The sequence below is a fragment of the Amycolatopsis alkalitolerans genome (genome assembly GCF_006152065.1).
Classification (GTDB): Bacteria; Actinomycetota; Actinomycetes; order Mycobacteriales; family Pseudonocardiaceae; genus Amycolatopsis_E; species Amycolatopsis_E alkalitolerans.
On record NZ_VDFW01000013.1, the window covers coordinates 31,771 to 53,167 of the forward strand.

A 21,397-nucleotide genomic window follows, 5' to 3' on the forward strand; every position below is an offset into this window, starting at 1 on the left:
AGGCATGAGCAGGCTCGACTGGCACAGTGACACGCGGCGGCGGCCGTGGCTCGCGTCGTTCACGGGTCTGATCGCGATCCTCGCCTTCGCCGGCGCCGTCTCCCTGATGACCGGGGTGATCGCGCTCGGCACCGAGGTCGAGGCGAGGATCCCGTTCCACAGCCCCGTGCTCGCCGGTATCGCGCTCGCGGTGATCGTCGGCGTGCCGATGAGCGACGTGTGCTATCTGGCGATGCGGCCGGACTCGCGCACGGCGGTGGCCGCGGTGGTCGCCGGCGCGCTGCTGATCGGCTGGATCGTCGCCGAGATCGCGTACACCCAGACCTACAGCTGGCTGCAGCCGGTCTTCGCGTTCGCCGGTGTCGCGGTCGTGGTCGCGGGCCTGCAAGAGCTGAGGAGGGTCTGATGCGACGCCTGCTGGTTCGTGACGTGATGACGGCCGATGTGCACTCGGTGCGGCGGACCACGCCGTTCAAGGACGTCGCCCGCATCCTCGCCGGGCGTGAGATCACCGCGCTGCCGGTGGTCGACGACGAGTCGACGGTGGTCGGCGTGGTGAGCGAGGGCGACCTGCTGTACAAGGAGATCCCGGAACGGCGGTGGGCGCGGCCGTTGCGGCGCGCGCGCCATGAGGCGAAGGTGGCGGGGGAGCTGATGAGCGCGCCCGCGGTCACCATCGGCCCCGACGAGTCCATTGTGGAGGCCGCGCGGCTGATGACCGGCCGGCATGTGAAGCGGCTGCCCGTGGTCGACCGGTACGGCAAGCTGCAGGGCGTGGTGAGCCGGTCCGACCTCATCCGGATCTTCGTGCGCGACGACGGCGAACTGCGGGAGGAGATCGAGCGCGAGGTCCTCGACCGCGCCTTGTGCGTGCCCGCCGGCACCGTTTCGGTCACCGTGACCGACGGGGTCGTGAGCCTGGCCGGGCAGCTGGAACGCAAGAGCCTGGTGCCGGTCGCCCTCTCGCTGACCCATCAGGTGCCCGGGGTGATCGATGTGGTCAGCGAGCTTTCCTACGCTCTCGACGACGATCACCTCCGCCCGACCGAACCGTCGAACCACGGCGTGCTGCACCGCCGATGAGGTCACGGGAAGCACTGCTGCTCGTTGCAGTGGCGTCGCTGCTCGCCGCGGGCGGCGCCGCGCGGTTCGCGGGACCGCTGCCCGCGAACGTGCTGTGGGCCGTCGCCGACGGGGTCGCGCTCATCCCGGCCATCACGTGGGTGATCGCCGATCTGCGCGCGCACCGCTGGGGCGCGGACATGCTCGCGGTACTGGCACTCGCGAGCACCCTCGCGGTCGGGGAGTTCCTCGCGGGCGGGATCATCGCGGTGATGGTCGCGACGGGCCGGCTCCTGGAGTCGGCCGCCCGGCGCCGGGCCGGGCGCGATCTTTCCGCGCTGCTGGCGCGCGCGCCGAGCGAGGCGCACCTGCGGCGCGACGGTGACCTGGAGACCGTGCCGGTCGGGCGGATCGCGGCCGGTGATCAGGTCGTGGTGCTACCGGGCGAAGTCGTCCCGGTCGACGGATTCCTTTCCGGTGAAGGCGTTTTCGACGAGTCGGCGCTCACCGGCGAGTCCGCGCCGGTCTCCAGGCGGGCCGGTGAGCCCGTGCGCAGCGGCGTGGTCAACGCGGGCGCCGCGGTGGATCTCAATGCTTCGGCGACGGCGGAGGGCAGCACGTACGCGGGTGTCGTGCGCATGGCCGAGCAGGCGGCGGCCGGCACGGCACCGGTCGCGCGGCTGGCCGACCGGATCGCCGTCTGGTTCCTGCCGTTGGCCCTGCTGCTCGCGGCGGGCGCCTGGCTGCTGACCGGCGACCCCGACCGGGCCGTCGCCGTGCTCGTGACGGCCACGCCGTGCCCGCTGTTGCTGGCCGTTCCGGTCGCGGTGACGAGCGGGATGTCGCGGTCTTCCCGCGCGGGGGTCGTGGTCAAGGACGGTGCCGCGCTGGAACTGCTGGGCCAGGCCCGCAACCTCGCGATGGACAAGACCGGCACGGTGACCGAAGGCAGGCCCGAGGTGGTCGCCGTGGTGTGCGCGCCCGGAGTCACCGCCGAGGAAGCGCTTTCCGACGCGGCCGCGGTCGAGCGGTACTCGCCGCACGTCCTCGCGGGCGCGGTGACGCGTGCCGCCGGGCGGGCGAAACTTCCCGCGGTGCACGCGGAGTCGGTCACCGAAGAGCCAGGGCAGGGTGCGGCCGGCAAGGTCGGCGGGCGCACTGTCCAGGTAGGACGGTTGAGGTCGGGCGAGCTTCCGCACTGGGCGCGCACCGCGGCGCGCCGGGGCAGGCTCGATCTCGCTTCGGTCGTGTGGGTCAGCCGCGACGGCGAACCGATCGCGGCGCTGTTCGTGCGCGACCGGATCCGGCCGGACGCGGCGCGAACCCTGCGGCGGTTGCGTGAGGCCGGGTTGCGCGAGGTCGTGCTGCTGACCGGGGACCGGGTCGACAACGCGGCCGACGTGGCGATGCTGATCGGCGTGGACGAGGTCCAGGCGGAGGCGACCCCGGCGGAGAAGATCGCGCGGGTGCGGGACGAGCGCGCGCGCGGCGTCACCGTGATGGTGGGGGACGGCATCAACGACGCCCCGGCGCTCGCGGCCGCGGACGTGGGGATGGCGCTGGGATCGCGGGGTGCCACCGCGGCGGCACAGGCGGCGGACGCGGTGATCCTGGACGACCGGATCGACCGGCTCGCCGACGTGCTGGAGATCGCCCGCCGCACCCGGCGGATCGCGGTGCAGAGCGCCGGGGCCGGGACGATCCTGTCGCTGCTGGCGATGATCGCGGCGGCGGCAGGCTGGCTCGTCCCGGTCGCCGGCGCGGTCGTGCAGGAGGCGATCGACGTCGCGGTGATCCTGAACGCGCTGCGCGCGCTGCGCGGACCTCGCCACCACGACGGCCCGGACGACCTGCTGCACCGGTTCGCCCACGAGCACGACGAGTTGCTGCCGGTCCGTGCCGCGGTCCGGCAGGCGGCGGACGCCCTCGCCGAGGGCGCCGGTCCCGCGGCGGAGGCCGCCGTGCGCGCGGCCTACCACCAGCTCGTGACCGAGTTGCTGCCGCACGAGCACGCCGAGGAAACCGAGTTGTACCCGGCGCTGTGGCCCGTGCTCGGCAGTCCGGAAGGGACGGTCACGATGAGCCGCGGCCACGCGGAGATCGAACGTCTCGTCCGGCGCCTCGGCCGCCACCTCGCGCCGGGCGCGCTCCAGCCGGACCAGATCGACGACCTGCGCGCGACGCTCTACGGGCTCGATGCCGTGCTGACGCTGCATTTCGCCCAGGAGGAGGAGGCGTACTTCACGCTCGCCCCGGACTGATCAGGAGTTCTCCCTGTCCCGCAACGGCTCCGCGCGCAGCTGGGTCGCGCGCAGCCCCGGGCACCAGCCCTGCCGGGTGGTGCTCCGGCGCCTTCCCCGCGGCGGGACACGGTGCCCGTGCAGGCGCCAGCCGCGGCCGTCGTAGGACCAGTGCAGCAGCTCCTCCTCCCACGGCCGGTTGAGCAGCTCCTGCCGCTGGGCCAGCTCGGCCTGGGTGGCCAGGAACTCACGAAACCGGGTCAGAAACTCCATACGTGCGAGCGTGCCCGCCCGCGCGCGACCCGGCGAGTGGCAGGGCTGCACGTTCGCGGCAAAATCCTGCCACTAGTAGTCGTCGCGGCCGGTGAACTCTTCCTCGAGGAGCTCCGCGGAACCGGTGACGAGTTCGAGCGGATCGGTGAACTCGTTGATATCGAGGTTCACCAGCGGCAGGGAATGCCGCAGTACCAGGTAATCGCCCATCACCACGGCACCGCCGACGACCGTGGTGTGGCCGATCTCCGCCAGCACGGCAGGCAGGTCCACCTCGCCGACGCGCGCGAACGGGGTCGCGATCTGCACCCACTCCTCGCGCTTGTCGAGTACCTCCCTGGCGATGACGACCATCTGGGTCCGCTCCGGTTCTTCGGGATCCTTGCGGAAATGCAGCCGGATCCGGATCTCCCCGGGTTCCTCCCGCACCACCCGGTACGACTGCTTGATGAACGTCACGAGCTCGCGCCAGGTGGCCACCCGTACCCCTTCCTGATCGAGAAGACTGTGAGCAGTCAAGCACAATCCCGGGCCGCGGACCCTCTTGACCGCCGGCCCGTCCCCGGCGACCATCGAAGACATGTCGAACGTGGGCGTCCTTCTGTTGCGTCGCGGCCGCCTCGGCTCCCCGCCGAGTTGATCAGGCCCGCGCATTTCCCACGTCCGCAAAGGAGTTTCGACCATGTCCGCCCCTGCCCTGCTGCGCGCCGCGCACGTGCCCGACGAGAGCATCGTGGAAGGCACGCGCGTCCTGCGCCGCCTGCCCGAAGGTGCCCGGCCGCTCCCGTACACCCTGTTTTCCCTGCGCCCGCTCGGCCGCGTCATCGGCGCCGAGATCACCGGCGTCGATCTCGCCGGCCCGCTGACCGGACCGGTGCGCGCCGAACTGAACCGGGCCCTGCTCGAATGGAAGGTGCTGTTCTTCCGCGACCAGGACATCACCTCCGCCCAGCAGCGCGCCTTCGCCCGTCACTGGGGTGAGCTGGAGACCAACCCGCTGCTGCCGGCCGGCGACACCGACGAGGTCACCCGGTTCTCCCGGAGCGCCACGATGCCCGCGTTCGAGAACATCTGGCACACCGACGTCACGTTCCGCCCGAGTCCCGCGCTGGGCTCGGTGCTGCGGCTGGTGAAGGTGCCGTCGCTCGGCGGCGACACGATGTGGGCCGACATGGCCGCGGCGTACGACAACCTGCCCGCGGACGTCCGCGAGCGCATCACCGGCCTGCGCGCGGTGCACGATTTCGTCCCCGGTTTCGCCCGCTTCACCGATCCAGGCCTGCTCGCGGCCCGGCAGGCGGAGTTCCCGCCCGTCGAGCATCCCGTGGTGCGGACGCATCCCGGGACCGGGCGGCGGACACTGTTCGTGAACCCCGCGTTCACCACGCATATCGTCGGCCTCGACCGGGACGAGAGCGACGCGTTGCTGCGGCTGCTGTTCGCCCAGGCACATGTGCCCGAGTTCCAGGTCCGGTTCACCTGGACCGAGAACGCGGTCGCCTTCTGGGACAACCGCGCGACGCAGCATTACGCGGTGAACGACTACGCCCCCGAGGCGCGGATCGCCGAACGCGTGGCGATCGCGGGCGACCGCCCGTTCTAGGCGTACCAGAAAGCCGTCGTCGCGATCTCCGCCCGCTCGAGTGGCCGATACCTGCCGCCGGAGCGCCACCCCAGCGCCTGGATCGTGACCCGCAGGTCCTCGCCGAACGCGATCGGGTCGGGGCCGTGCCAGCGGTACATGCCGAACCGCTGGCGCGGCTGGTAGATCTCCTCCGGCGGCAGCACCTGGTGCAGCCCGAGCCAGCGCGTCGAGTACGGCACGTACCGTCCGTGCACGTCGAAGTTCCACGCGCCGCCGAAGTAGTCCTCGGTGCCGGTGCCGCAGATGGTCGGGAACTCCTGGTCGCCGTCGAGGTAGAACTTGAGCTCGCCTTCGCCCCACCAGCCGGGGGCGTTCGGCTGGATCGCGAGATAGGTGCCGGCGTAGTGCCCGGGCCCGCGGGCGCCGTCGAGGATCGTGTGCACCGCGGGCGAACCCACGGGATCACTGCGGCGCCACCGCGCGTGCAGGTACGCCGCGTCCGGCGGGAGTTCCCGCAGCCGGTAGCTCACCTGGTAGTACACGGGCACACCGGCGCCGCCGGAGTTGTGCAGCGTGATCCGGGCGTGCTCGCGGAAGGGCATCGGCCAGTAGCTGTTGAGCCCGCCCGCGGGCGCGACCACGATCAGGTCCGAATCCACCAGGGCGAGCTCTTCCCAGCCGTTGCAGAAGAAGTCGCCGAGCGGGACGTCGACCGCGGGCTCCGGCCGCTCGTCCCAGTACAGCCGCAGGATCAGTTCCCGCAGGCGGGAGCGGTCGGTGGTGAGCCAGATGTGCTGGATGACGCCCGGCCCGCCGAGGTCCGCGAGCGTCGCGGTGCCCCCGGCCGGCAGGACGATCGACGGGGAGACCTTCCAGCCGCGCCCGAGTTCACGCGCCGCGGCGGCGCCGGTGCCTTCGGTGGCCCGTGCCCCGCCGCCCTTGGCCCCGGTGAAGTTCTCCGGGCTGACCGACCCGGAGGTGCCCGGCTGCAGGCGCCACAGTTCCGCCACCTACTCCACGGCCATCTCGCCCAGCTCGGACCAGTCGTCCTGGTCGACGGCGAAGTTCACGATCTTCGGTGTCGACACCAGATGCGGCGGGATGGTCTTCTGCGCGGTCTTGAAGTGTTCCGACTGCACGTGCGCCGCTCCGGCGTCGCCGTCGCGGAACGCTTCGACCAGGACGTACTCCGTCGGGTCGTCGAGGCTGCGCGACCAGTCGAACCACAGGCAGCCCGGCTCGCCGCGGGTGGCCTCGGTGAACTCCCGGGAGATCTCGGGCCAGCGGTCGGCGTCCTCGGGCTTGATCCGGAACTTGGCGGTGATGAAGATCATGGTTCTCCCTCCTACTCTTGGGCAATCTACCCGTCAAGTACGGAGGGAGCGCGCCCATGTGGCGAGGGTGGCCGGTCCGGCGTGTGCCGGGGGAACCGTGGTCCGCGCAGGAACCGACGTTCCGGAACGCTTCGCCCGCCGTGATCGAGGCCGCCGCGAAACGGGCCGAGGCGCGCGCTTCCGGCAACTGGTTCGCCTTCGCCCCGAGTACTGCCGTCCGATGTGACCGTCCATTGGGGACACAAGTGGCGGGCCGGGAGCTGGTCGCCTGGCGGGACCGGGCGGGCCGGCCGGTCGCCGGGCCGGGACAGTGCCCGCATCTGGGCGCGCCACTCGCGGAAGGCCGGGTGGTATGCGGCACCCTCGTCTGCCGGTGGCACGGGATGCCGGTGGGCGCGAGCGGCGGGTCCGGCTGGGAACCGTTGCCCTGCCACGACGACGGCGTTCTCGTGTGGGTGCGGCTCGACGGACCGGAGGAACCCCTGCCCGAGCCCGTCCTCCCGACACGCCCCGCGCTCGCGGGCAGCGTCGTGGCCGTGACCCGGCTCGTGGGGGTGTGCGAGCCCGGGGACATCATCGCGAACCGCCTCGACCCGTGGCACGGCTCGTGGTTCCATCCGTACTCGTTCACCCGGCTGACGGTGCTCACCGTGCCCGAGCCGGACGACGACCGGTACGTGGTCGACGTGACCTTCCGCGTCGGCGCCGGGTTCGGGGTGCCGGTGCGCGCGGAGTTCACCTGCCCGGAACCCCGTACCGTGGTCATGACGATCACCGGTGGCGAGGGCGCGGGCAGCGTCGTCGAAACCCACGCGACCCCGCTCGGGCCCGGTCCGGACGGCAAACCGAGGACAGCGGTGCTCGAGGCCACCATCGCGACCTCCGATCGCCGCGGATTCTCCCTGGCCCGCAAGGCGGCGCCGGCCTTGCGCCCGCTGATGCGCCGGGCCGCCGAGCGGTTGTGGCGCGACGACCTGGCGTACGCGGAACGCCGCTACGCCATCCGCTCCTACTGTGCCGGTCGTTACCAATCCGATCGGCAGCCACGGCCATCGGCGTGGCGTAGGCCGGCTTCCGGTTGATCACGGTCGGCCTACTTTCGGTCGGATTGGTAAAGCAGGTGAGCCAGCGCGCGGAAGGCGGTGAACCGGCCGCGCACCGGCACGGTCGTGATCGGATGCCCGGCCGTGTGCCAGCCCGACAGCAGGTGGTTCGCGGCGAGCCAGCCCGTCGTCGCGGCGCGTTCCATCAGCGCGACCGGGAGGTCGACGCGGATGCCGTCACCCGCCAGCACCACGCCGGGAACCGGGGTCGCGATCGACGGCCGCTCGAAGTACGTCCCGGGCGCGAGCAGCGGGCAGTCGGCGCGCCACTGCTCGCGGTCGCCGACGACGCGCGCCTGCCGCGTCTCCGGGTAGACCTCGTGCAGCCGGGACAGCAGCGCCTTCGCCGTCGTTTCCCGTCCGGTGGCCGCGTAGGCGTGGAGTTCGACGACGGAACCGCCGGTGCGCCGCGCCCATGCGGCCGCGTCGGTGTCGTACCGGTCCAGCACGCTGATGTTGTCCAGCGGCGGCATCCCGCCGGTCGCGAGGAACGCCGGCCGGTCCGCGTGGACCGGATCGCCGAGCCACAGCCTCCGCACCAGGAACGGCGGGGCCGAACGCTGCGCGGCGATCCGCTCCCGCCACCACGCCGGCCCCACCTCCGACGCGGCGACCAGTTCGCGGAGCGCCGGAAGTTCGAGCGCGAGCACCACCGCGTCCACGCCGTACGAGCGGTCCGCGGTGTGCACGGCACCCGCTTCGACCGCGGTGACCGGCGTGCCCAGATGTGCCGTCACGTCCAGGCGGTCGACGACCGGGTCCCACAGCGTGTGGAACGGTTCGCGCGGCACGTCGAACAGCAGGCCCTCCGCCGAGCCCAGGAAGTACAGGTGGAACATCACCGCGAGCTCGGCCGCGGAAAGCCGGTCAGGCGAGGCGAAGAAGCTCCGCGAGAACACCTCGAACGCGAGATGCCTCGCCGCTTCCGGGAACCGGACGCGGGCGAGGAACTCCGCCGCCGTCTCGCCGTCGAGCCGTTCGTAGGTGCCCGGCACCGAAACGTCCATAAGCGACAAAGCGGCGCGGAGATCGACCTTGCGCAGTCCGGAAAGGGTGAACGTCGGGCTGCGCAGCGCGAAGCCGACCGCGTTCCACGGCGGTGTCCGCGGGATGCCGTGGAAGGTGTCCGTGTGCCCGTGCTCGTCGAGTAGCGGGTAGTCCCGGACCGGGACGAGCCCGACCCCGGCCCGGGCCAGCAACGCCCGGAGGTTGTAGTACTGGCGGAAGAAGGCGTGGAAGCCCCGGCTCATGCCGACCGTGCTGCCGTCGCCGAGCCGCGTCGTCCAGCCGCCGGCCCGCCCGCCCCAGTAGCTTTCCCGCTCGAACAGTTCGACCTCGGCGCCCCGTTCGGCCAGTGCCGTCGCCGCGGTCAGCCCGGCGATCCCGCCACCGACCACGGCGACCCGTTTCGGCCCCGGCACCCGGGGTCCGCCCGGTGGCGCGGCGAACCGGACGCGCCGGCGGTCACCGCGCACGGCGTGTCCCGGCGCGCGACCACAGCAGCAGGGTCAGGGTGACGAGGCTGAACCCGAACAGGTAGTCCTCGACCGGGATGTCGAACGGGAACCGCAGCCCGCTCAGCTGATCCGGGTCGTACCGGACGATCGGGGCGGACAGCTTCGTCAGCCACCCGTCGGCCGCGATCTGGAAGGCGAACACGATGACCATCGAGATCCAGTACGCGGGGCGGCGCAGCAGGCCGGTGCGCAGCCAGAGCAGTTCGAGCCCGAGGACGGCCGGCACCGACAGCACCGCGGGCAGCGTGTAGCCGATCACCGTTCGAGCATCCGCTCGACGGTCTCGAAGGTCAGCAGCCCGCATAGCGGGATCACGAGGAAGAACAGGGCTTCCTCCAGGGGAAGGCCGAAGGGGAGTGTGATCCCGGTCAGGTAGCGCGGGTTGTAGCTCCACACCCCGCCCGCGATCGCCAGCACGTCCCACGCGCCGAACACGACGGCCGAGGGGAGGATCGCCCTGGCCGCACGCGCGGGCTGCCGGTACACGCGCGAGCCGGTCAGCTCCAGCGGCAGCGTCACGACCAGGCACGCCGCCAGCAGCAGCAGGTATTGCAGGTGGTCCATCTCCGCCTTCCCGTTGTCAGCCAGCCGCCCTGGCCCACAGGGCGCGGGCCGCGGCGCCGCCGGCGAGGGCGAGGCGCTTCGGGTTGCCGACCTTCACCCGCGTGCCGAACACGTTGTACTCCTGGTCCTCGATGTGGTCGAGGATCCGAGCGTAGAGAGCGAACGCGGTCGCCACGCACGGGCGCGAGGCGGGGTCGAGCATCCTGATGCCCGGCCGGGCCCGCCGGTAGACGGCGCGGGTGAACGCGATCTGGTCGGCCAGCGCACGCCGCACCCGCGGCTCCACCCGCCCCGCCCGGCGGCACCACATGAGCAGTCCGCGATCGACCCCGTACGCGGCGAGTTCGTCCTCGGGCAGGTAGACGCGGCCACGGTCGAGATCCTCGGCGATGTCGCGCAGGAAGTTCGTGAGCTGGAACGCCTCACCGAGCGCGGCCGCGTGCGGCGCCGCCTCGGCGGGATCGACGACGGTACCGAGCACCGGCAGCAGTTGCAGGCCGATGACCTCGGCGGAACCGTGGACGTAGCGGCGCAGGCTCGCCCGGTCCGGATAGCCGGTGACGGTGAGGTCCATCCGCATCGAGGCGAGGAACGCGGTGTGGAACGCCGGGTCGATGCCGAACCGCCGGGTCGTGTCGACCACCGCGGCCAGCACCGGATGGGCGGAACGTCCGGTGCGCAGCCCCTCGGACAGTTCGTCCTGCACACGGGTGAGCCGGGCGCTCGCGTCTGTGCCCGGCTGGGGGTGGTCCACGATGTCGTCGGTGTAGCGGGCGAAACCGTAGAGCGCGTGGATCGCCGGGCGCTGGCGCGGGCGCAGCAGGCGTGTCGCGAGGAAGTAGGTGCGCCCGTGGCGCGCGTTGAGCGCGCGGCAGCGCAGGTAAGCTTCGTGCAGGCGCGGGTCGGTGATCCGCGCCGCGGCGAGTTCTCGCCGGGACAATGGCCGCTCCTGGAATCTGGGATCCCCCCTCCCATGATTCCCTGCCGCCGGGAAGCCGGCAGGACCGGAAGCTGCCGGTTCTCCCCGTCAATATTGCGTTCTATATTGCATGATGGACCGCCGGAGACGGGAAGGCGGATCGGATGACCGACCGGGACGCGGCCGTCGCGCTCGAAGTGGCCAGGACGGCGGACGAGTGCACCATCGCGGCCAGGGCCGCGGAGTTCGCGGTGCTCGACGAACTGGTGCTGGCCAGCGCCCACCGCGAGGAGCTGGTCGCGATGTGGGCCCGGCTGCTCGTCACCGTCGTGCCCGAGGATCTGGCCGCCGAGCTGGTCGACGAGCTGTGGCGGCGCGGCGAGGGGCGCTGGCTCGTCGCCGTCGAGTACTTCCTCGACTACGCGCAGCGGCGCGACCTGTCCACCGCCGGCCGGCTCGCCGCCGAGGTGACCTCGTGGCCGTGGGCCGCGCAGGCCGAGTTCGCGCGGGCGGTGCTGACCACCATCGCGCGCGCCCTGCCCGACGGGATCGTGCCCTCGCACTATCTCGTCGCGCGCGGTCTGATCATCGAAGCGGCCAGCCTGCTCGGGCATCCGGATCTGGTGGACCCGCTGGCCGGGCTGGTGTCGCTGAGCTGGCACGAAGACGGGGCAGGCGCGGCGCTGCTGGCGTATCGCGAGCTGCCGGAGGCGCGCCTGGCCGATGCGATCACCGTGCTGGCCCTGGTGGCCGGCGGTTTCCGCGAGCCGGACGAGCCCGTGGCGATCCGCCGGCGCGGGCGCCAGCGCGCGCTGACCGACGGCGACGACCCGGCCGCGCAACGGACCGCGGCGGACAAGGCGACGGTGCTCGCCGCGCGCGCCGCCCGGTGCGGGAGCCGCGGCGACCTCGGCGGCATCGAGGCCGAGCTGTCGGCGCACGCCCCGGGCGAGGACGAGCTGATCCCCGTGCTGCTGGCACTGGCACTCGCCGTCGCCGCCCAGGTCCGCATCGAAGCGGTGCCCTGCGGCTAGCCGAGGATGATGGCGCGGTCGCGGATGAGGTCCCACGTGTCCAGCGGCAGCTCGGTGGCCGCGAACACGTCGTCCACCGCGGAGAACGCACCGCCGAAGGAAGCGCGGGCGTCGACGATCGACTGCGCCTGCGCCGGGTCGAGACCGAGGCGGCGAGCGAGGGTTTCCGCGGGTGCGGTGTTCAGCTCGACCAGACCACCGTCGTCGTAGTCCCCCGGCAGGTCGGGCCTGCCGATGTGCAGTTCCTTGGCGAGCAGGGGATCCCGCGCGGCGAGTTCGCGTGCCTGCTGCCTTCGCGCACGGGCGGCGAGCGCCCGCGCCACGGCCGGATCCTCCGCGGGCGGAGGTGCCGACGCCGCCGCGATCCGTTCGCGCCGCAGCCGCAGTTGGTGCACGGACCCGGCGATGATGGTCACGAGCGCGATGGCCGCGCCGGCGGACCCGGCGGCGACGCTCGCCACGGCCGCCGCCGCGTAGGCGAGTGTCCACCAGTAGAGCCGGCGGCGGGACAGCACGCCCGCGGCGTGCAGGACCGGTACCCACGCGAGGAGGCCGGCCGAGAGGATCGTGACCGGCAGGTACCACCAGCCCACGTAACGCGAGGTCATGTAGTTCGGTCGCGGGGTGCCCGGCGCTCGTTACGCGGCACCGGGCACCCCGCCGGCATTCACTCCGCGAGACGCTTTCCGGTCTCCAGCAAGGACTTCAGGTCGCTGAGGATCCAGGGCCAGCCGCCGCCACCGCCGGTGGCCTCGGCGCCGCCGTCGACCAGGGCGGCAAGTTTCGGCATGCCCTCGAGCTCGTGGACCACCGTCAGCTTCACCCCGCCGGCGGACTCGGTGATCTCGTAGGTCAGCGTGCTGAAACCCTCGGCCGCCACGTCCGGGTCCATCAGCATCCGCCACTTCAGCACGAGCCGGCTCGGCGGCTTCGCTTCGACGACCTCGCCGTCGACGATCGTGTCCGGCATCGGGTAGCCCTGCTCCTTCGCCGAGATGATCATCGCCTCGCTGGGCCGGGTGTGGAACCGCGCCCCCGGCGTCAGGTCGAAGTCGGTGAGCCCGCCGTAGCCGTAGCGATCCGTCCACTCCGGTTTGATGATCGCGTCCCACACCTTCTCCGGGTCGGCCTTGATGTAGATCCGGTGCACCTGTCTCATCGTCATGGTTCCCGCTCCAGTTCTTCCTTGAGCTCCAGCAGCGCGGACGCCTGGCGCTCGGTGTACTTGTCGATCCACCGGTCGTGGATCGACCTGATGGGCACCGGGTTGAGGAAGTGCAGCTTCTCCCGCCCGGACCGCCTCGTGATCACCAGTTCGGCGTCCTCGAGCACCTTGAGGTGCTTCATCACGCCGAACCGGGTCATCTCCAGCTCGGACTCGAGTTCGGTGAGCGTGCGGCCGTCACGTGCGAACAGCAGGTCGAGCAGGAAGCGACGAGTCGGGTCGGCGAGTGCCTTGAACACCCGGTCGTCGTCCGTCACTAACCCAGAATAGGTGACCAAATAGTCACATGTCTACCCCGACATTTCCCCGTCGGCCGGTGCACGTCCGGCGTTCATCTCCGGTTCGCACTCGGCAGCGACCCTTCGGAGGTGACCTGCTTCGGTCTTGACGCCGGGACCCGCTCGTTCGGGGAGGCCGATCACCTGGCCCACGTGCTCGTGGACCGGCTCCGCCTTCCCGCGCAGGCCGTCGTCTGCACGCATCTGGTCCGCCTGCCGGACTCGCACGTCGCGCTTTCGCTGTGGGTGCCGCCCGGCTTCGACGGGCTGTGGAACGAGCTCACCCGGTTCGCCGAGCACGGCACGGCCGGTGCCGCTTCCGGTACGGGCCGCTCCGGCCGCCCGGAACTGGCCGCCGCGGCGGCGGACGCGGCGATCGAACATCTCTCCCGCAAAGGCGGGCGTGCCGTGGTCTACCCGGGTTCGCGCCAGCTGACCGGCACGGTGCGGGTGGGGGAGATGCTCGCGCGTTCGGCGATCGCGCGGGTGCACGTGACCGGCGGGCGGCCGCCCGCCGACGAGGATCTGCTCGACACCGGCGACCACGTCCGCCCGGAATGGCTCGACGGGGAGCTGGTGCTCACCGTCAAACAGGTCCACAATGGACGGTTCGTGCCGTACGATGTGTCCTACCAGGCCGACCACGCGTAGGGTGTTGACCGCCCTCGCTACTGCCCGGTAGGTTCCCGTGACATGCCGCGTGAGCACGTCGACGTCCTGATCGTGGGGGCCGGGCTGTCGGGGATCGGCGCCGCCTGCCATCTGCGGGACGAGGCGCCGGGCAAGACCTTCGTGATCCTCGAGTCCCGCGGCGCGCTGGGCGGCACCTGGGACCTGTTCCGCTACCCGGGCGTCCGGTCGGACTCGGACATGTACACCCTCGGCTACGACTTCCGGCCCTGGACCAAGGCGACCGCGATCGTCGACGGCGCGTCGATCCGCTCGTACCTCGCCGAGACCGCGCGCGAGTACGGCGTGGACGAGCAGATTCGCTTCCGCCACAAGGTGATCCGGGCCGAATGGTCCAGCGAGAAGGCGCGGTGGACGGTCTTCGCGCGGCGCGCGGGTTCGGCCGAGACCGTCGAGTTCACCTGCGGCTTCCTGTTCTGCAATTCCGGTTACTACGACTACGAGGCGGGCTACACGCCGGAGTTCGAGGGCGTGGACGGCTTCCAGGGCGCCGTGATCCACCCCCAGCACTGGCCCGAGGACTTCGACTACGCCGGTAAGCGCGTGGTCGTCATCGGCAGTGGCGCGACGGCCGTGACGCTGGTGCCCTCGCTCGCCGCGAAGGCCGGGCACGTGACGATGCTGCAGCGCTCGCCGAGCTACGTCCTGTCGGTGCCGGGCACCGACACGATCGCGGGCAGGCTGTACCGGCACCTGCCGGAGCGGCTCGCGGCCACGATGGTGCGCTGGCGGCATGTCCTGCTGGCCGATCTGCTGTACCGGCTCAGCCGCGGCCGGCCGGAACTGATGAAGAAGCTGCTTCGCAAGGGGGTCGAGCGGCAGCTGCCACCGGGCTACGACGTCGGCACGCATTTCAACCCCGGCTACGCCCCGTGGGACCAGCGGCTGTGCCTCGCCCCGGACGGCGACTTCTTCCGCGCGCTCCGCGCGGGCACCGCTTCGGTGGTGACCGACCGCATCGACCGGTTCACCGAGCGCGGCATCCGGCTGGAGTCCGGTCAGGAGCTGGAAGCGGATGTCATCGTGACGGCGACCGGGCTGAACCTGCTACCCGTCGGCGGGATCGCGCTCACCGTCGACGGAACTGACGTCGAGCTCGACAAGACGGTGGCGTACAAGGGGATGATGCTCTCTCCGGCGTGCCGAACTTCGCGATGACTCTCGGCTACACGAACGCGAGCTGGACGCTCAAGGCGGATCTCGTCGCCCGGTACGTGATCCGCCTGCTGCGCCACCTGGACGCCAGGGGGTACCAGATCTGCACCCCGGTCGCGCCGCGCGGCCCGCTGCCGGACGAGCCGCTCGTCCCGTTGCAGGCCGGGTACGTGCTGCGAAGCGCCGGCAAACTGCCGAAGCAGGGCCGCGCCGCGCCGTGGCGGCTGTACCAGAGCTACCCGCGTGACGTCCGGCTTTTCCGCCACGGCCCGGTCGAGGACGAGGGCATCGTGTTCACGAGCGCGGCCGCGACGAAGGTGAGCGCCTGACCGATCTTTGATCTGTGTCGTTGACCGCCGACGAAGAGCCCTCTAGGTTCAGCGGAATGGCGGATTGCGTCAGTTTCGACTTCGTTGTCGGGCACCCGCGCGCGGCACTGTGGCCGGTGATCACCGACCTCGAGCAGTACCCGAGGTTCTTCCGCGGCGTCGGCGCGTGCGAGCGCGCCGGCTCCGAAGGCCGCGGCACGCGGTACCGGATGCGGCTGAGCCTGTGCGGTCCGCCCGCCGAGTACGAATGGCGCGTACTGCTGAGCCGCCGCGGGGAGCAGTTCGTCCTCGACAGCGAACCGGACGGCGCGGGCAGCGTGTCCGTGCAACTGTCCGACGCCGGCCGCGGCCGGACGCGGGTCAAGTGCATGTTCTTCCACACGCCGCCGCGGATGAGCGCGAACGAGCTCAAGGCGTGGGTCCGCGAGGCGTTCGAACGGATCGGGAGACGGCTGTCCGAGACGCCCGAACCGTTGCCCGAGGAGAAACCGCCGTCGCATCTGCAGGTCGCGAACGTCCTCGTCGCGGCCGGCATCCTCGCCACCGCCCGCCCCGACCGGCTGGTGCGCCAGTTGCGCGCCGCGGCCAAATGGGGCGCGACGCTCGCCGGCGGGTACACCTCGGCCGCGGCGCGTTCGCCGAAAGCGCTGTCGATGATCGACGACAAGGGGCCGCGCTGGAGCTTCGCGGATCTGGCCGACCGGACCGACCGGCTCGCCTCGGTGCTGCGCAAGATGGGTGCCGCGCCGGACAACAAGGTCGCCGTGCTCGCCCGCAACTCCAGCGCGATGGTCCAGACTCTCGTCGCCTGCGGCAAGCTCGGCGTCGACGCCCTCCTGCTCAACACCGGGCTGGCCGAGCAGCAGGTGCTCGACGGGGTGCACGACAACGGCGTGCGGATCGTCGTCGCCGATCCCGAGTTCACCTCGCTGCTGCAGAACCTGCCCCAGACCACCGCGTGGGTGCCCACCGACGCGCTCGACCCGCTGATCGACCGGCACCAGTCCGGCCCGCGGCTGGGCCCGCCGGCCACGACCAGCCAGCTCGTGGTGCTCACCTCGGGCACCACCGGCGCCCCGAAAGGCGCCCGCCGGCCGACGCCGAAGGGCCTGTCCGCGGTCGTCGCGCTGCTTTCGCGGGTCCCGCTGCGCAGCCTCGACCGCATCCTGATCTCGACGCCGCTGTTTCACACCTGGGGCCTCGCGGCGTTGCAGATCGCCATGCCGCTGCGGGCCACCGTCGTGCTGCAGCGGCGGTTCGACGCCGAGGAATGCCTGCGCATGATCGAGGAGTCGCGGTGCACGGCGATGTTCGTGGTGCCGGTCATGTTGCAGCGGATCATGGCACTGCCCCCCGAGGTCCGCGCCCGCTACGACACCTCCAGCCTCCGCATCGTGATCAGCAGCGGTGCGGCGATGCCGGCGGCGCTCGTCACGGGTTTCATGGACGCCTTCGGTGACGTCCTCTACAACTTCTACGGTTCGACCGAGGTTTCGGCGGCGGCGATCGCGACACCGGCGAACCTGCGGGCCGCGCCGGCCACGGCGGGCTACGCGCCGCTGGGCTCGCGCCTGGCGATCCTCGGGCCGGCGGGCGAACCGCTGCCACCGGGCGAGGTCGGCTGGATCTACGTCGGCAACGAGATGCTGTTCGAGGGGTACACCGACGGCAGCGGCCGCGAGATCCGGCACAACCTGATGGATACCGGCGACCGCGGCTACCTCGACGCGGACGGCCGCCTGTTCGTCTCGGGCCGCAACGACGACATGATCATCTCCGGCGGCGAGAACGTGTTCCCGCGCCCGGTCGAGGAGGCGCTGGCCACCCTGCCCGGCGTGCTCGACGCGACGGTGCTCGGCGTGCCGGACCCGGAATACGGTCAGCGGCTGGTCGCCTACATCGTGGCGCATCCGCAGTCGGGGCTCGACGAGCACGTCGTGCGCGACTTCCTGCGGCATCGCGTCGCGCGGTTCGAGATGCCCCGCGAAGTTCGGTTCGTGGTGGACCTGCCGCGCACCCAGACCGGCAAGGTGCTCAAGCGGCTGCTGCTCGAGGACGGCTGGCTCGCCGGGAACGCCGGCCGGTAGCGGTCAGTTCCTGACGAAGACCAGCAGTTCGGTCCAGCCGCCCGAGAGCGGCTCGAAATGGCTGCCCACAAGGGAAAGCCCGCGCCGCGCGAGCAGGTCGACAACCCAGTGGCGCGAGACCATGCCGTAGATGACCGCGTTGTGCTCGACCCACCCGCGCGTCGTCTCCTCGTCGAGGCAGTCCTCGGTGACGACGTCGAACGCGGCGACGCCGCCCGGGCGCAGCACGCGCGCCATCTCGTACAGGTAGCCGGCGGTGACCACGAATGGGAGGTAGACGAACACCTTGTGCGAGTGCGCGAGATCGACCGAACCCGTCTCGGTCTGCCGCAGGGTGTGGCCGTCGGCGTCGCGGATCACGGCGCCGGGAAGCCCGCGCAGGTACGGGACCCAGTCCGAGGCGGTTTCGTAGATCTCGTAGGCCTCCGGGTTCAGGGCACTGATCACCCGGCGCGCGTAGCGGCCGCTGCCCGCGCCGATTTCGCAGACACGGTCCGCCTTTTCGCCGAGGTCGGCCATCCGGAGCATGGCGTTGGCCGCTTCGGCGGTGGCGCCCGGCGCGGCGCTGTAGGCGTCGAGGTAATCCTCGACCGGGACACCGGCGCGCCGGGCGCCGGCGAGGATCCGGCGGGCGGGCAGGAACGGGCGGATCGCGGGGTCATCGCTGTGGCCGCGGACGACCTGGACCCCCAGCGGGCGCAACACGCGGTTGACGCCGTCGCGGACGAGCGCGGGCAAGGCGGGCATCTCCTGCTCCGATCGACGGGTATGACCGGTCGTCGCACGAGACCGGGCCGCCGTGTCAGCCCGCCGCGCGTTCTCAGGAAGATTTTACCTTGACCTGTAAGGAAAACCGGATGAACCGGACATGACTGTCCACAGTAGAATCAGTCGAGGCCGTCGCGGTCGGCCCACTCCAGCAACGTGTCCAGCGAGTAGACGGCTTCGTCGATGCCCTCGTGCAGATCGCCGAACTTCGTGAAGCGGGCGGGCACGGTGGCTATCGTGCAGTCGCGCGGTTCGACGTCGTCGATCTCGTCCCAGGTGATGGGCGTCGACACGGTCGCCTCGGGTACGCCGCGCACCGAATACGCGCTGGCGATCGTGTGATCGCGAGTGTTCTGGTTGTAGTCGACGAACACCTTCGCAGGGTCGCGGTCCTTGCGCCACCACGTCGTCGTCACGTCCTCGGGCGCCCGGCGCTCGACCTCCCTGGCGAAGGCGAGCGCGGCGCGCCGGACCTCGTGGAAGCCCCAGCGCGGTTCGATCCGCACGTACACGTGCAGCCCGTCACCGCCCGAGGTCTTCGGCCACCCGGTCGCGCCGAGTTCGTCGAGCACCGTCTTGGCGACGTGCGCGACCCTGCGCACGCGGGCGAAGCCGGCGTCGGGGCCGGGATCGAGATCGATCCGCCACTCGTCGGGACGCTCGGTGTCGGCGCGGCGCGAGTTCCACGGATGGAACTCGACGGTCGACATCTGCACCGCCCAGATCACGCTGGCCAGTTCGGTGACGCACAGCTCGTCGGCGTGGCGGTGGTAGCGCGGGAAGTGCACGCGCACGGTTTCCAGCCAGGGCGGCGCGCCCGCCGGGACCCGCTTCTGGTGCACCTTCTCGCCGCTGACCCCGGACGGGAAGCGGTGCAGCATGCACGGCCGTTCCCGCAGGGCGCGCACGATCCCGTCACCGACCGCGAGGTAGTACCGCGCGAGGTCGAGCTTCGTCTCACCGCGGGCCGGGAAGTACACCCGCTGGGGGTTCGAAATCCGCACGGTCCGGTCGCCGACCTCGAGCTCCACCGCATCGTTGGCCATACGCCAGGAATCTAGTGCAGGACCCGCGAGTTGGCGCTCAGGCGACCGGGAGGAGCGCTTCGCGCCGCTCCGGGTCACGTAGCTCCGACAGAGCCTCCTGCTCGAGGCGCCGCGCCTGGGCCCGGGTCACCCCGGCCTGGTCGGCGGTCTGCTGCAGGGTGCGCTGCCGGCCGTCGTCGAGCCCGTACCGCAGCGAAATGACCTTCTTTGCCAGCGGAGGCAGGCTGTCGAGCGCCGCGTCGAGCAACCGCGTCGTCGCCTCGCGCGCGATCGCGTCGGCGACCGGGTCGTCCTCGGTGGCGCCGATCAGGTCACCCAGCTCGACCTCACCGTCTCCGATGGGCACATCGAGGCTCGTCGTCACCCGCGCGACGCCCTTGAGTTCGACGACGCGTGCCAGCGACAGCTCCGAGGCCTCCGCCAGCTCCTGCAGCGTCGGGTCGTGGTCGGCGTCCGCCCGCAGCGTCGCCTCCGCCCGCTCGAGCTTGACGAGCTGGTCGCTCGCGTGCTCGGGTACGCGGATCGGCCGGCTCGAGAACGCGATCCCGCGCTGCATCGCCTGCCGGATCCACCACATCGCGTAGGTTGAGAACTTGTAACCCTTCGTGTAGTCGAACTTCTCCACCGCGCGGATCAGCCCGAGGTTGCCCTCCTGCACCAGATCCAGCAGCGGGATCGAGCGCTCGCGCCGTTTGCGCGCCGCGGCCACCACCAGGCGCAGGTTCGCCTTGATCATGTGGTCCTTGGCGCGGGCGCCGTCGCGGGCGACGCGCTCCAGCTCCCGCCGGTCACCGGTCAGCTCCTGCTCACCGGCGTCCGCGCGGCGCACCAGTTCGGCCGCATACACACCCGCTTCGATCCTCTTGGCGAGGTCGACCTCCTCGGTCGCCGTCAGCAACGGGACCGCCCCGATCGCGTCCAGGTAGTCGCGTACCGAATCGGGTTCCTCGCTGCGACGTTCGATCCTTCTCGCCATGATCCTCACCCCCTTCCGGGACGTCCGTGCAAGTTCAACGAACGAACCGTGCCCGGAATTCCATTCGGCGGGAGCGTGGCGGCGTGTTCAGGCCCTGGTCGCCGCGCCGTCGAGCACGGGGGCGAGTTCGGTGGCGACCGCGTCGAGGGGGGCCACGTCATGGTGGGCGCGCGCGAGCACGATCGCGCCTTCGAGCGCACTGAGCATCAGCAGGGCGAGCGTGCCGCTGCGCCGCTCCGGTACCCCCATCCGCTCGAGTTCCCCGGCGACCGGTGCCTGCCAGGCCGCGAAGGCCGCGCCGACCGACTTCCGCAGCCGCTCGCTGGCCGCGGCCGAGTCGGCGGTCGCGGCGACCAGCGGGCAGCCGCCGGCGAAACCCGTCCTGGTGAACTCGTCGCGCCACTGCCGGGCCATCGCGGCGAACAGCTTGCCCGGGGTCGGATCCTCCAGCGCCTCCGCGTACTCGCGGACCCGCCGGGCGGCGTAGGACCCGGCCCACGCCACGGCCTCGTCGACCAGTTGCTCCTTACCGCCGGGGAAGTAGTGCTGCAAGGACCCTCGCGGCGCTTCGGCGTGCTCGACCACGTCGCGCAGCCCGGTGCCGCTCACACCCTGGGTCCTGATCAGCTGCGCGGCGCTGAACACCATCCGCTCACGCGGCGACCTCGGCATCAGGCCACCTCCTCCATGACACCTGTCATGGTACCGGCCGGGGGCAGGTCGAGTTCGTACTCCGCCTGTCCGTGTTCGAACGAGGCGATGCGGTGGAACCCGAGCGTCCGCAGGAAGCCGAGCGCGGCGCGGTTGTCCGGCTGGACGGTCGCGCGCACCGTCCGGCCCGCCCAGCGGCCGGAGCGCCACATCGCCCCGGCCAGGGCCCGGCCGACGCCCTGGCGCTGCCACGGGTCGGCGACCAGCACGCCCAGTTCGGCGACGGTGGGCGTCTCGGGCACGAGGTTCAGCAGCCCAGCCGGGGCGCCGTCGGCCCAGGCCAGGAGCGGGTCCCCGGCGAGCAGGAATCGCCGGTAGCGACGCCAGATGTCACGCGGATCCGGTTCACCGGCGAGGAAGAAGCGCTGGGTGAGGCTTCGCGGGGAGCAGGCGAGCAGCAGGCGCTCGACGGCCTCCGGGTGCGCGGACCCGGTTATGACAGTTGTCATGACGTCCAGTCAAGCAGAACCCGCTCGCGGACGCTATGACGGACGTCATAGC

General features: G+C 71.6%; 24 protein-coding genes and 1 pseudogene. 9 read left to right on the plus strand and 16 right to left on the minus strand.

The window, feature by feature from the left end; translation table 11 throughout:
• Positions 1 to 4: 4 nt before the first annotated feature.
• The 3 genes from FG385_RS16380 to FG385_RS16390 are packed head-to-tail and all read left to right on the plus strand — an operon-like array spanning position 5 to position 3,323.
• The gene (locus tag FG385_RS16380) at positions 5 to 406 is read left to right on the plus strand and encodes a hypothetical protein (protein WP_139097613.1); all 402 of its coding nucleotides are present in this window, start codon (positions 5 to 7) and stop codon (positions 404 to 406) included.
• A complete protein-coding gene (locus FG385_RS16385; RefSeq protein ID WP_139097614.1) occupies positions 406 to 1,083 on the plus strand; it encodes a CBS domain-containing protein in 678 nt (225 codons plus the stop codon). Before FG385_RS16380 ends, FG385_RS16385 begins: the two co-directional genes overlap by 1 nt.
• On the plus strand, positions 1,080 to 3,323 hold the full coding sequence (locus tag FG385_RS16390) for a heavy metal translocating P-type ATPase (RefSeq protein ID WP_139097615.1): 2,244 nt from the start codon (positions 1,080 to 1,082) through the stop codon (positions 3,321 to 3,323). Before FG385_RS16385 ends, FG385_RS16390 begins: the two co-directional genes overlap by 4 nt.
• On the opposite strand, the gene FG385_RS16395 is transcribed toward FG385_RS16390, so the two are convergent.
• On the minus strand, positions 3,324 to 3,575 hold the full coding sequence (locus FG385_RS16395; RefSeq protein ID WP_139097616.1) for a hypothetical protein: 252 nt from the start codon (positions 3,573 to 3,575) through the stop codon (positions 3,324 to 3,326).
• 72 nt (positions 3,576 to 3,647) lie between these two features.
• A complete protein-coding gene (locus tag FG385_RS16400) occupies positions 3,648 to 4,055 on the minus strand; it encodes a hypothetical protein (protein WP_139097617.1) in 408 nt (135 codons plus the stop codon).
• Between the two features lie 202 nt (positions 4,056 to 4,257).
• On the opposite strand from FG385_RS16400, the gene FG385_RS16405 reads away from it, so the two are divergent.
• Positions 4,258 to 5,178 carry a TauD/TfdA dioxygenase family protein gene (locus FG385_RS16405; protein ID WP_139097618.1) on the plus strand — a complete coding sequence of 307 codons (921 nt, stop codon included), beginning with the start codon at positions 4,258 to 4,260 and terminating at the stop codon, positions 5,176 to 5,178.
• On the opposite strand, the gene FG385_RS16410 is transcribed toward FG385_RS16405, so the two are convergent.
• Both FG385_RS16410 and FG385_RS16415 read right to left on the minus strand, forming a co-directional pair.
• Complete coding sequence (locus tag FG385_RS16410; protein ID WP_139097619.1) at positions 5,175 to 6,170, minus strand: glycoside hydrolase family 172 protein; 996 nt, start codon at positions 6,168 to 6,170, stop codon at positions 5,175 to 5,177. The two genes, FG385_RS16405 and FG385_RS16410, sit on opposite strands and share 4 nt — an antisense overlap.
• Positions 6,171 to 6,494 (minus strand): putative quinol monooxygenase, encoded by a 324-nt coding sequence (locus FG385_RS16415; protein WP_139097620.1) that lies wholly within the window; start codon positions 6,492 to 6,494, stop codon positions 6,171 to 6,173.
• A gap of 56 nt (positions 6,495 to 6,550) precedes the next feature.
• Here FG385_RS16415 and FG385_RS16420 point away from each other — a divergent pair, with 56 nt between their 5' ends.
• Positions 6,551 to 7,576 carry a DUF5914 domain-containing protein gene (locus FG385_RS16420; protein WP_139097621.1) on the plus strand — a complete coding sequence of 342 codons (1,026 nt, stop codon included), beginning with the start codon at positions 6,551 to 6,553 and terminating at the stop codon, positions 7,574 to 7,576.
• A gap of 11 nt (positions 7,577 to 7,587) precedes the next feature.
• On the opposite strand, the gene FG385_RS16425 is transcribed toward FG385_RS16420, so the two are convergent.
• Genes FG385_RS16425 through FG385_RS16440 form a run of 4 tightly spaced genes read right to left on the minus strand, consistent with a single transcriptional unit; the run spans position 7,588 to position 10,618 of the window.
• A complete protein-coding gene (locus FG385_RS16425) occupies positions 7,588 to 9,072 on the minus strand; it encodes an FAD-dependent oxidoreductase (protein WP_139097622.1) in 1,485 nt (494 codons plus the stop codon).
• Positions 9,062 to 9,418 carry a lycopene cyclase domain-containing protein gene (locus FG385_RS16430; protein WP_139097623.1) on the minus strand — a complete coding sequence of 119 codons (357 nt, stop codon included), beginning with the start codon at positions 9,416 to 9,418 and terminating at the stop codon, positions 9,062 to 9,064. Before FG385_RS16430 ends, FG385_RS16425 begins: the two co-directional genes overlap by 11 nt.
• A complete protein-coding gene (locus tag FG385_RS16435) occupies positions 9,370 to 9,678 on the minus strand; it encodes a lycopene cyclase domain-containing protein (protein ID WP_139097624.1) in 309 nt (102 codons plus the stop codon). The genes FG385_RS16430 and FG385_RS16435 overlap by 49 nt, the downstream gene beginning before the upstream one ends.
• A 16-nt stretch (positions 9,679 to 9,694) precedes the next feature.
• Positions 9,695 to 10,618: a phytoene/squalene synthase family protein gene (locus FG385_RS16440; protein WP_139097625.1), complete on the minus strand. Its 924-nt coding sequence runs from the start codon at positions 10,616 to 10,618 to the stop codon at positions 9,695 to 9,697.
• A 143-nt stretch (positions 10,619 to 10,761) separates the two neighbouring features.
• On the opposite strand from FG385_RS16440, the gene FG385_RS16445 reads away from it, so the two are divergent.
• Positions 10,762 to 11,631: a hypothetical protein gene (locus tag FG385_RS16445; protein ID WP_139097626.1), complete on the plus strand. Its 870-nt coding sequence runs from the start codon at positions 10,762 to 10,764 to the stop codon at positions 11,629 to 11,631.
• On the opposite strand, the gene FG385_RS16450 is transcribed toward FG385_RS16445, so the two are convergent.
• Genes FG385_RS16450 through FG385_RS16460 form a run of 3 tightly spaced genes read right to left on the minus strand, consistent with a single transcriptional unit; the run spans position 11,628 to position 13,113 of the window.
• A complete protein-coding gene (locus FG385_RS16450; RefSeq protein WP_139097627.1) occupies positions 11,628 to 12,239 on the minus strand; it encodes a ComEA family DNA-binding protein in 612 nt (203 codons plus the stop codon). The genes FG385_RS16445 and FG385_RS16450 overlap by 4 nt on opposite strands.
• A 59-nt stretch (positions 12,240 to 12,298) precedes the next feature.
• Positions 12,299 to 12,796, minus strand: coding sequence for an SRPBCC domain-containing protein (locus FG385_RS16455; RefSeq protein WP_139097628.1), 498 nt, complete (start codon positions 12,794 to 12,796; stop codon positions 12,299 to 12,301).
• Positions 12,793 to 13,113: an ArsR/SmtB family transcription factor gene (locus tag FG385_RS16460; protein WP_139097629.1), complete on the minus strand. Its 321-nt coding sequence runs from the start codon at positions 13,111 to 13,113 to the stop codon at positions 12,793 to 12,795. Before FG385_RS16460 ends, FG385_RS16455 begins: the two co-directional genes overlap by 4 nt.
• A gap of 111 nt (positions 13,114 to 13,224) precedes the next feature.
• Here FG385_RS16460 and FG385_RS16465 point away from each other — a divergent pair, with 111 nt between their 5' ends.
• The 3 genes and pseudogenes from FG385_RS16465 to FG385_RS16475 all read left to right on the plus strand — a co-directional run bounded on the left by FG385_RS16465 (position 13,225) and on the right by FG385_RS16475 (position 17,395).
• A complete protein-coding gene (locus FG385_RS16465) occupies positions 13,225 to 13,785 on the plus strand; it encodes a hypothetical protein (protein ID WP_139097630.1) in 561 nt (186 codons plus the stop codon).
• Between the two features lie 42 nt (positions 13,786 to 13,827).
• A pseudogene (locus FG385_RS16470) lies at positions 13,828 to 15,308 on the plus strand (flavin-containing monooxygenase).
• Between the two features lie 56 nt (positions 15,309 to 15,364).
• Positions 15,365 to 17,395 (plus strand): AMP-binding protein, encoded by a 2,031-nt coding sequence (locus FG385_RS16475; RefSeq protein WP_139097631.1) that lies wholly within the window; start codon positions 15,365 to 15,367, stop codon positions 17,393 to 17,395.
• Between the two features lie 3 nt (positions 17,396 to 17,398).
• On the opposite strand, the gene FG385_RS16480 is transcribed toward FG385_RS16475, so the two are convergent.
• The 5 genes from FG385_RS16480 to FG385_RS16500 all read right to left on the minus strand — a co-directional run bounded on the left by FG385_RS16480 (position 17,399) and on the right by FG385_RS16500 (position 21,345).
• Positions 17,399 to 18,142 (minus strand): class I SAM-dependent methyltransferase, encoded by a 744-nt coding sequence (locus tag FG385_RS16480; RefSeq protein WP_139097632.1) that lies wholly within the window; start codon positions 18,140 to 18,142, stop codon positions 17,399 to 17,401.
• Positions 18,143 to 18,282: 140 nt separating this feature from the next.
• Positions 18,283 to 19,209, minus strand: a complete 927-nt coding sequence (gene ligD, locus FG385_RS16485) for a non-homologous end-joining DNA ligase (RefSeq protein WP_139097633.1) — start codon at positions 19,207 to 19,209, stop codon at positions 18,283 to 18,285.
• Positions 19,210 to 19,246: 37 nt separating this feature from the next.
• Positions 19,247 to 20,185, minus strand: coding sequence for a sigma-70 family RNA polymerase sigma factor (locus FG385_RS16490; protein ID WP_139097634.1), 939 nt, complete (start codon positions 20,183 to 20,185; stop codon positions 19,247 to 19,249).
• 87 nt (positions 20,186 to 20,272) lie between these two features.
• Positions 20,273 to 20,857, minus strand: a complete 585-nt coding sequence (locus tag FG385_RS16495; protein WP_235022599.1) for a TetR/AcrR family transcriptional regulator — start codon at positions 20,855 to 20,857, stop codon at positions 20,273 to 20,275.
• Positions 20,857 to 21,345, minus strand: a complete 489-nt coding sequence (locus FG385_RS16500) for a GNAT family N-acetyltransferase (protein WP_235022600.1) — start codon at positions 21,343 to 21,345, stop codon at positions 20,857 to 20,859. The genes FG385_RS16495 and FG385_RS16500 overlap by 1 nt, the downstream gene beginning before the upstream one ends.
• Positions 21,346 to 21,397: the final 52 nt, after the last annotated feature.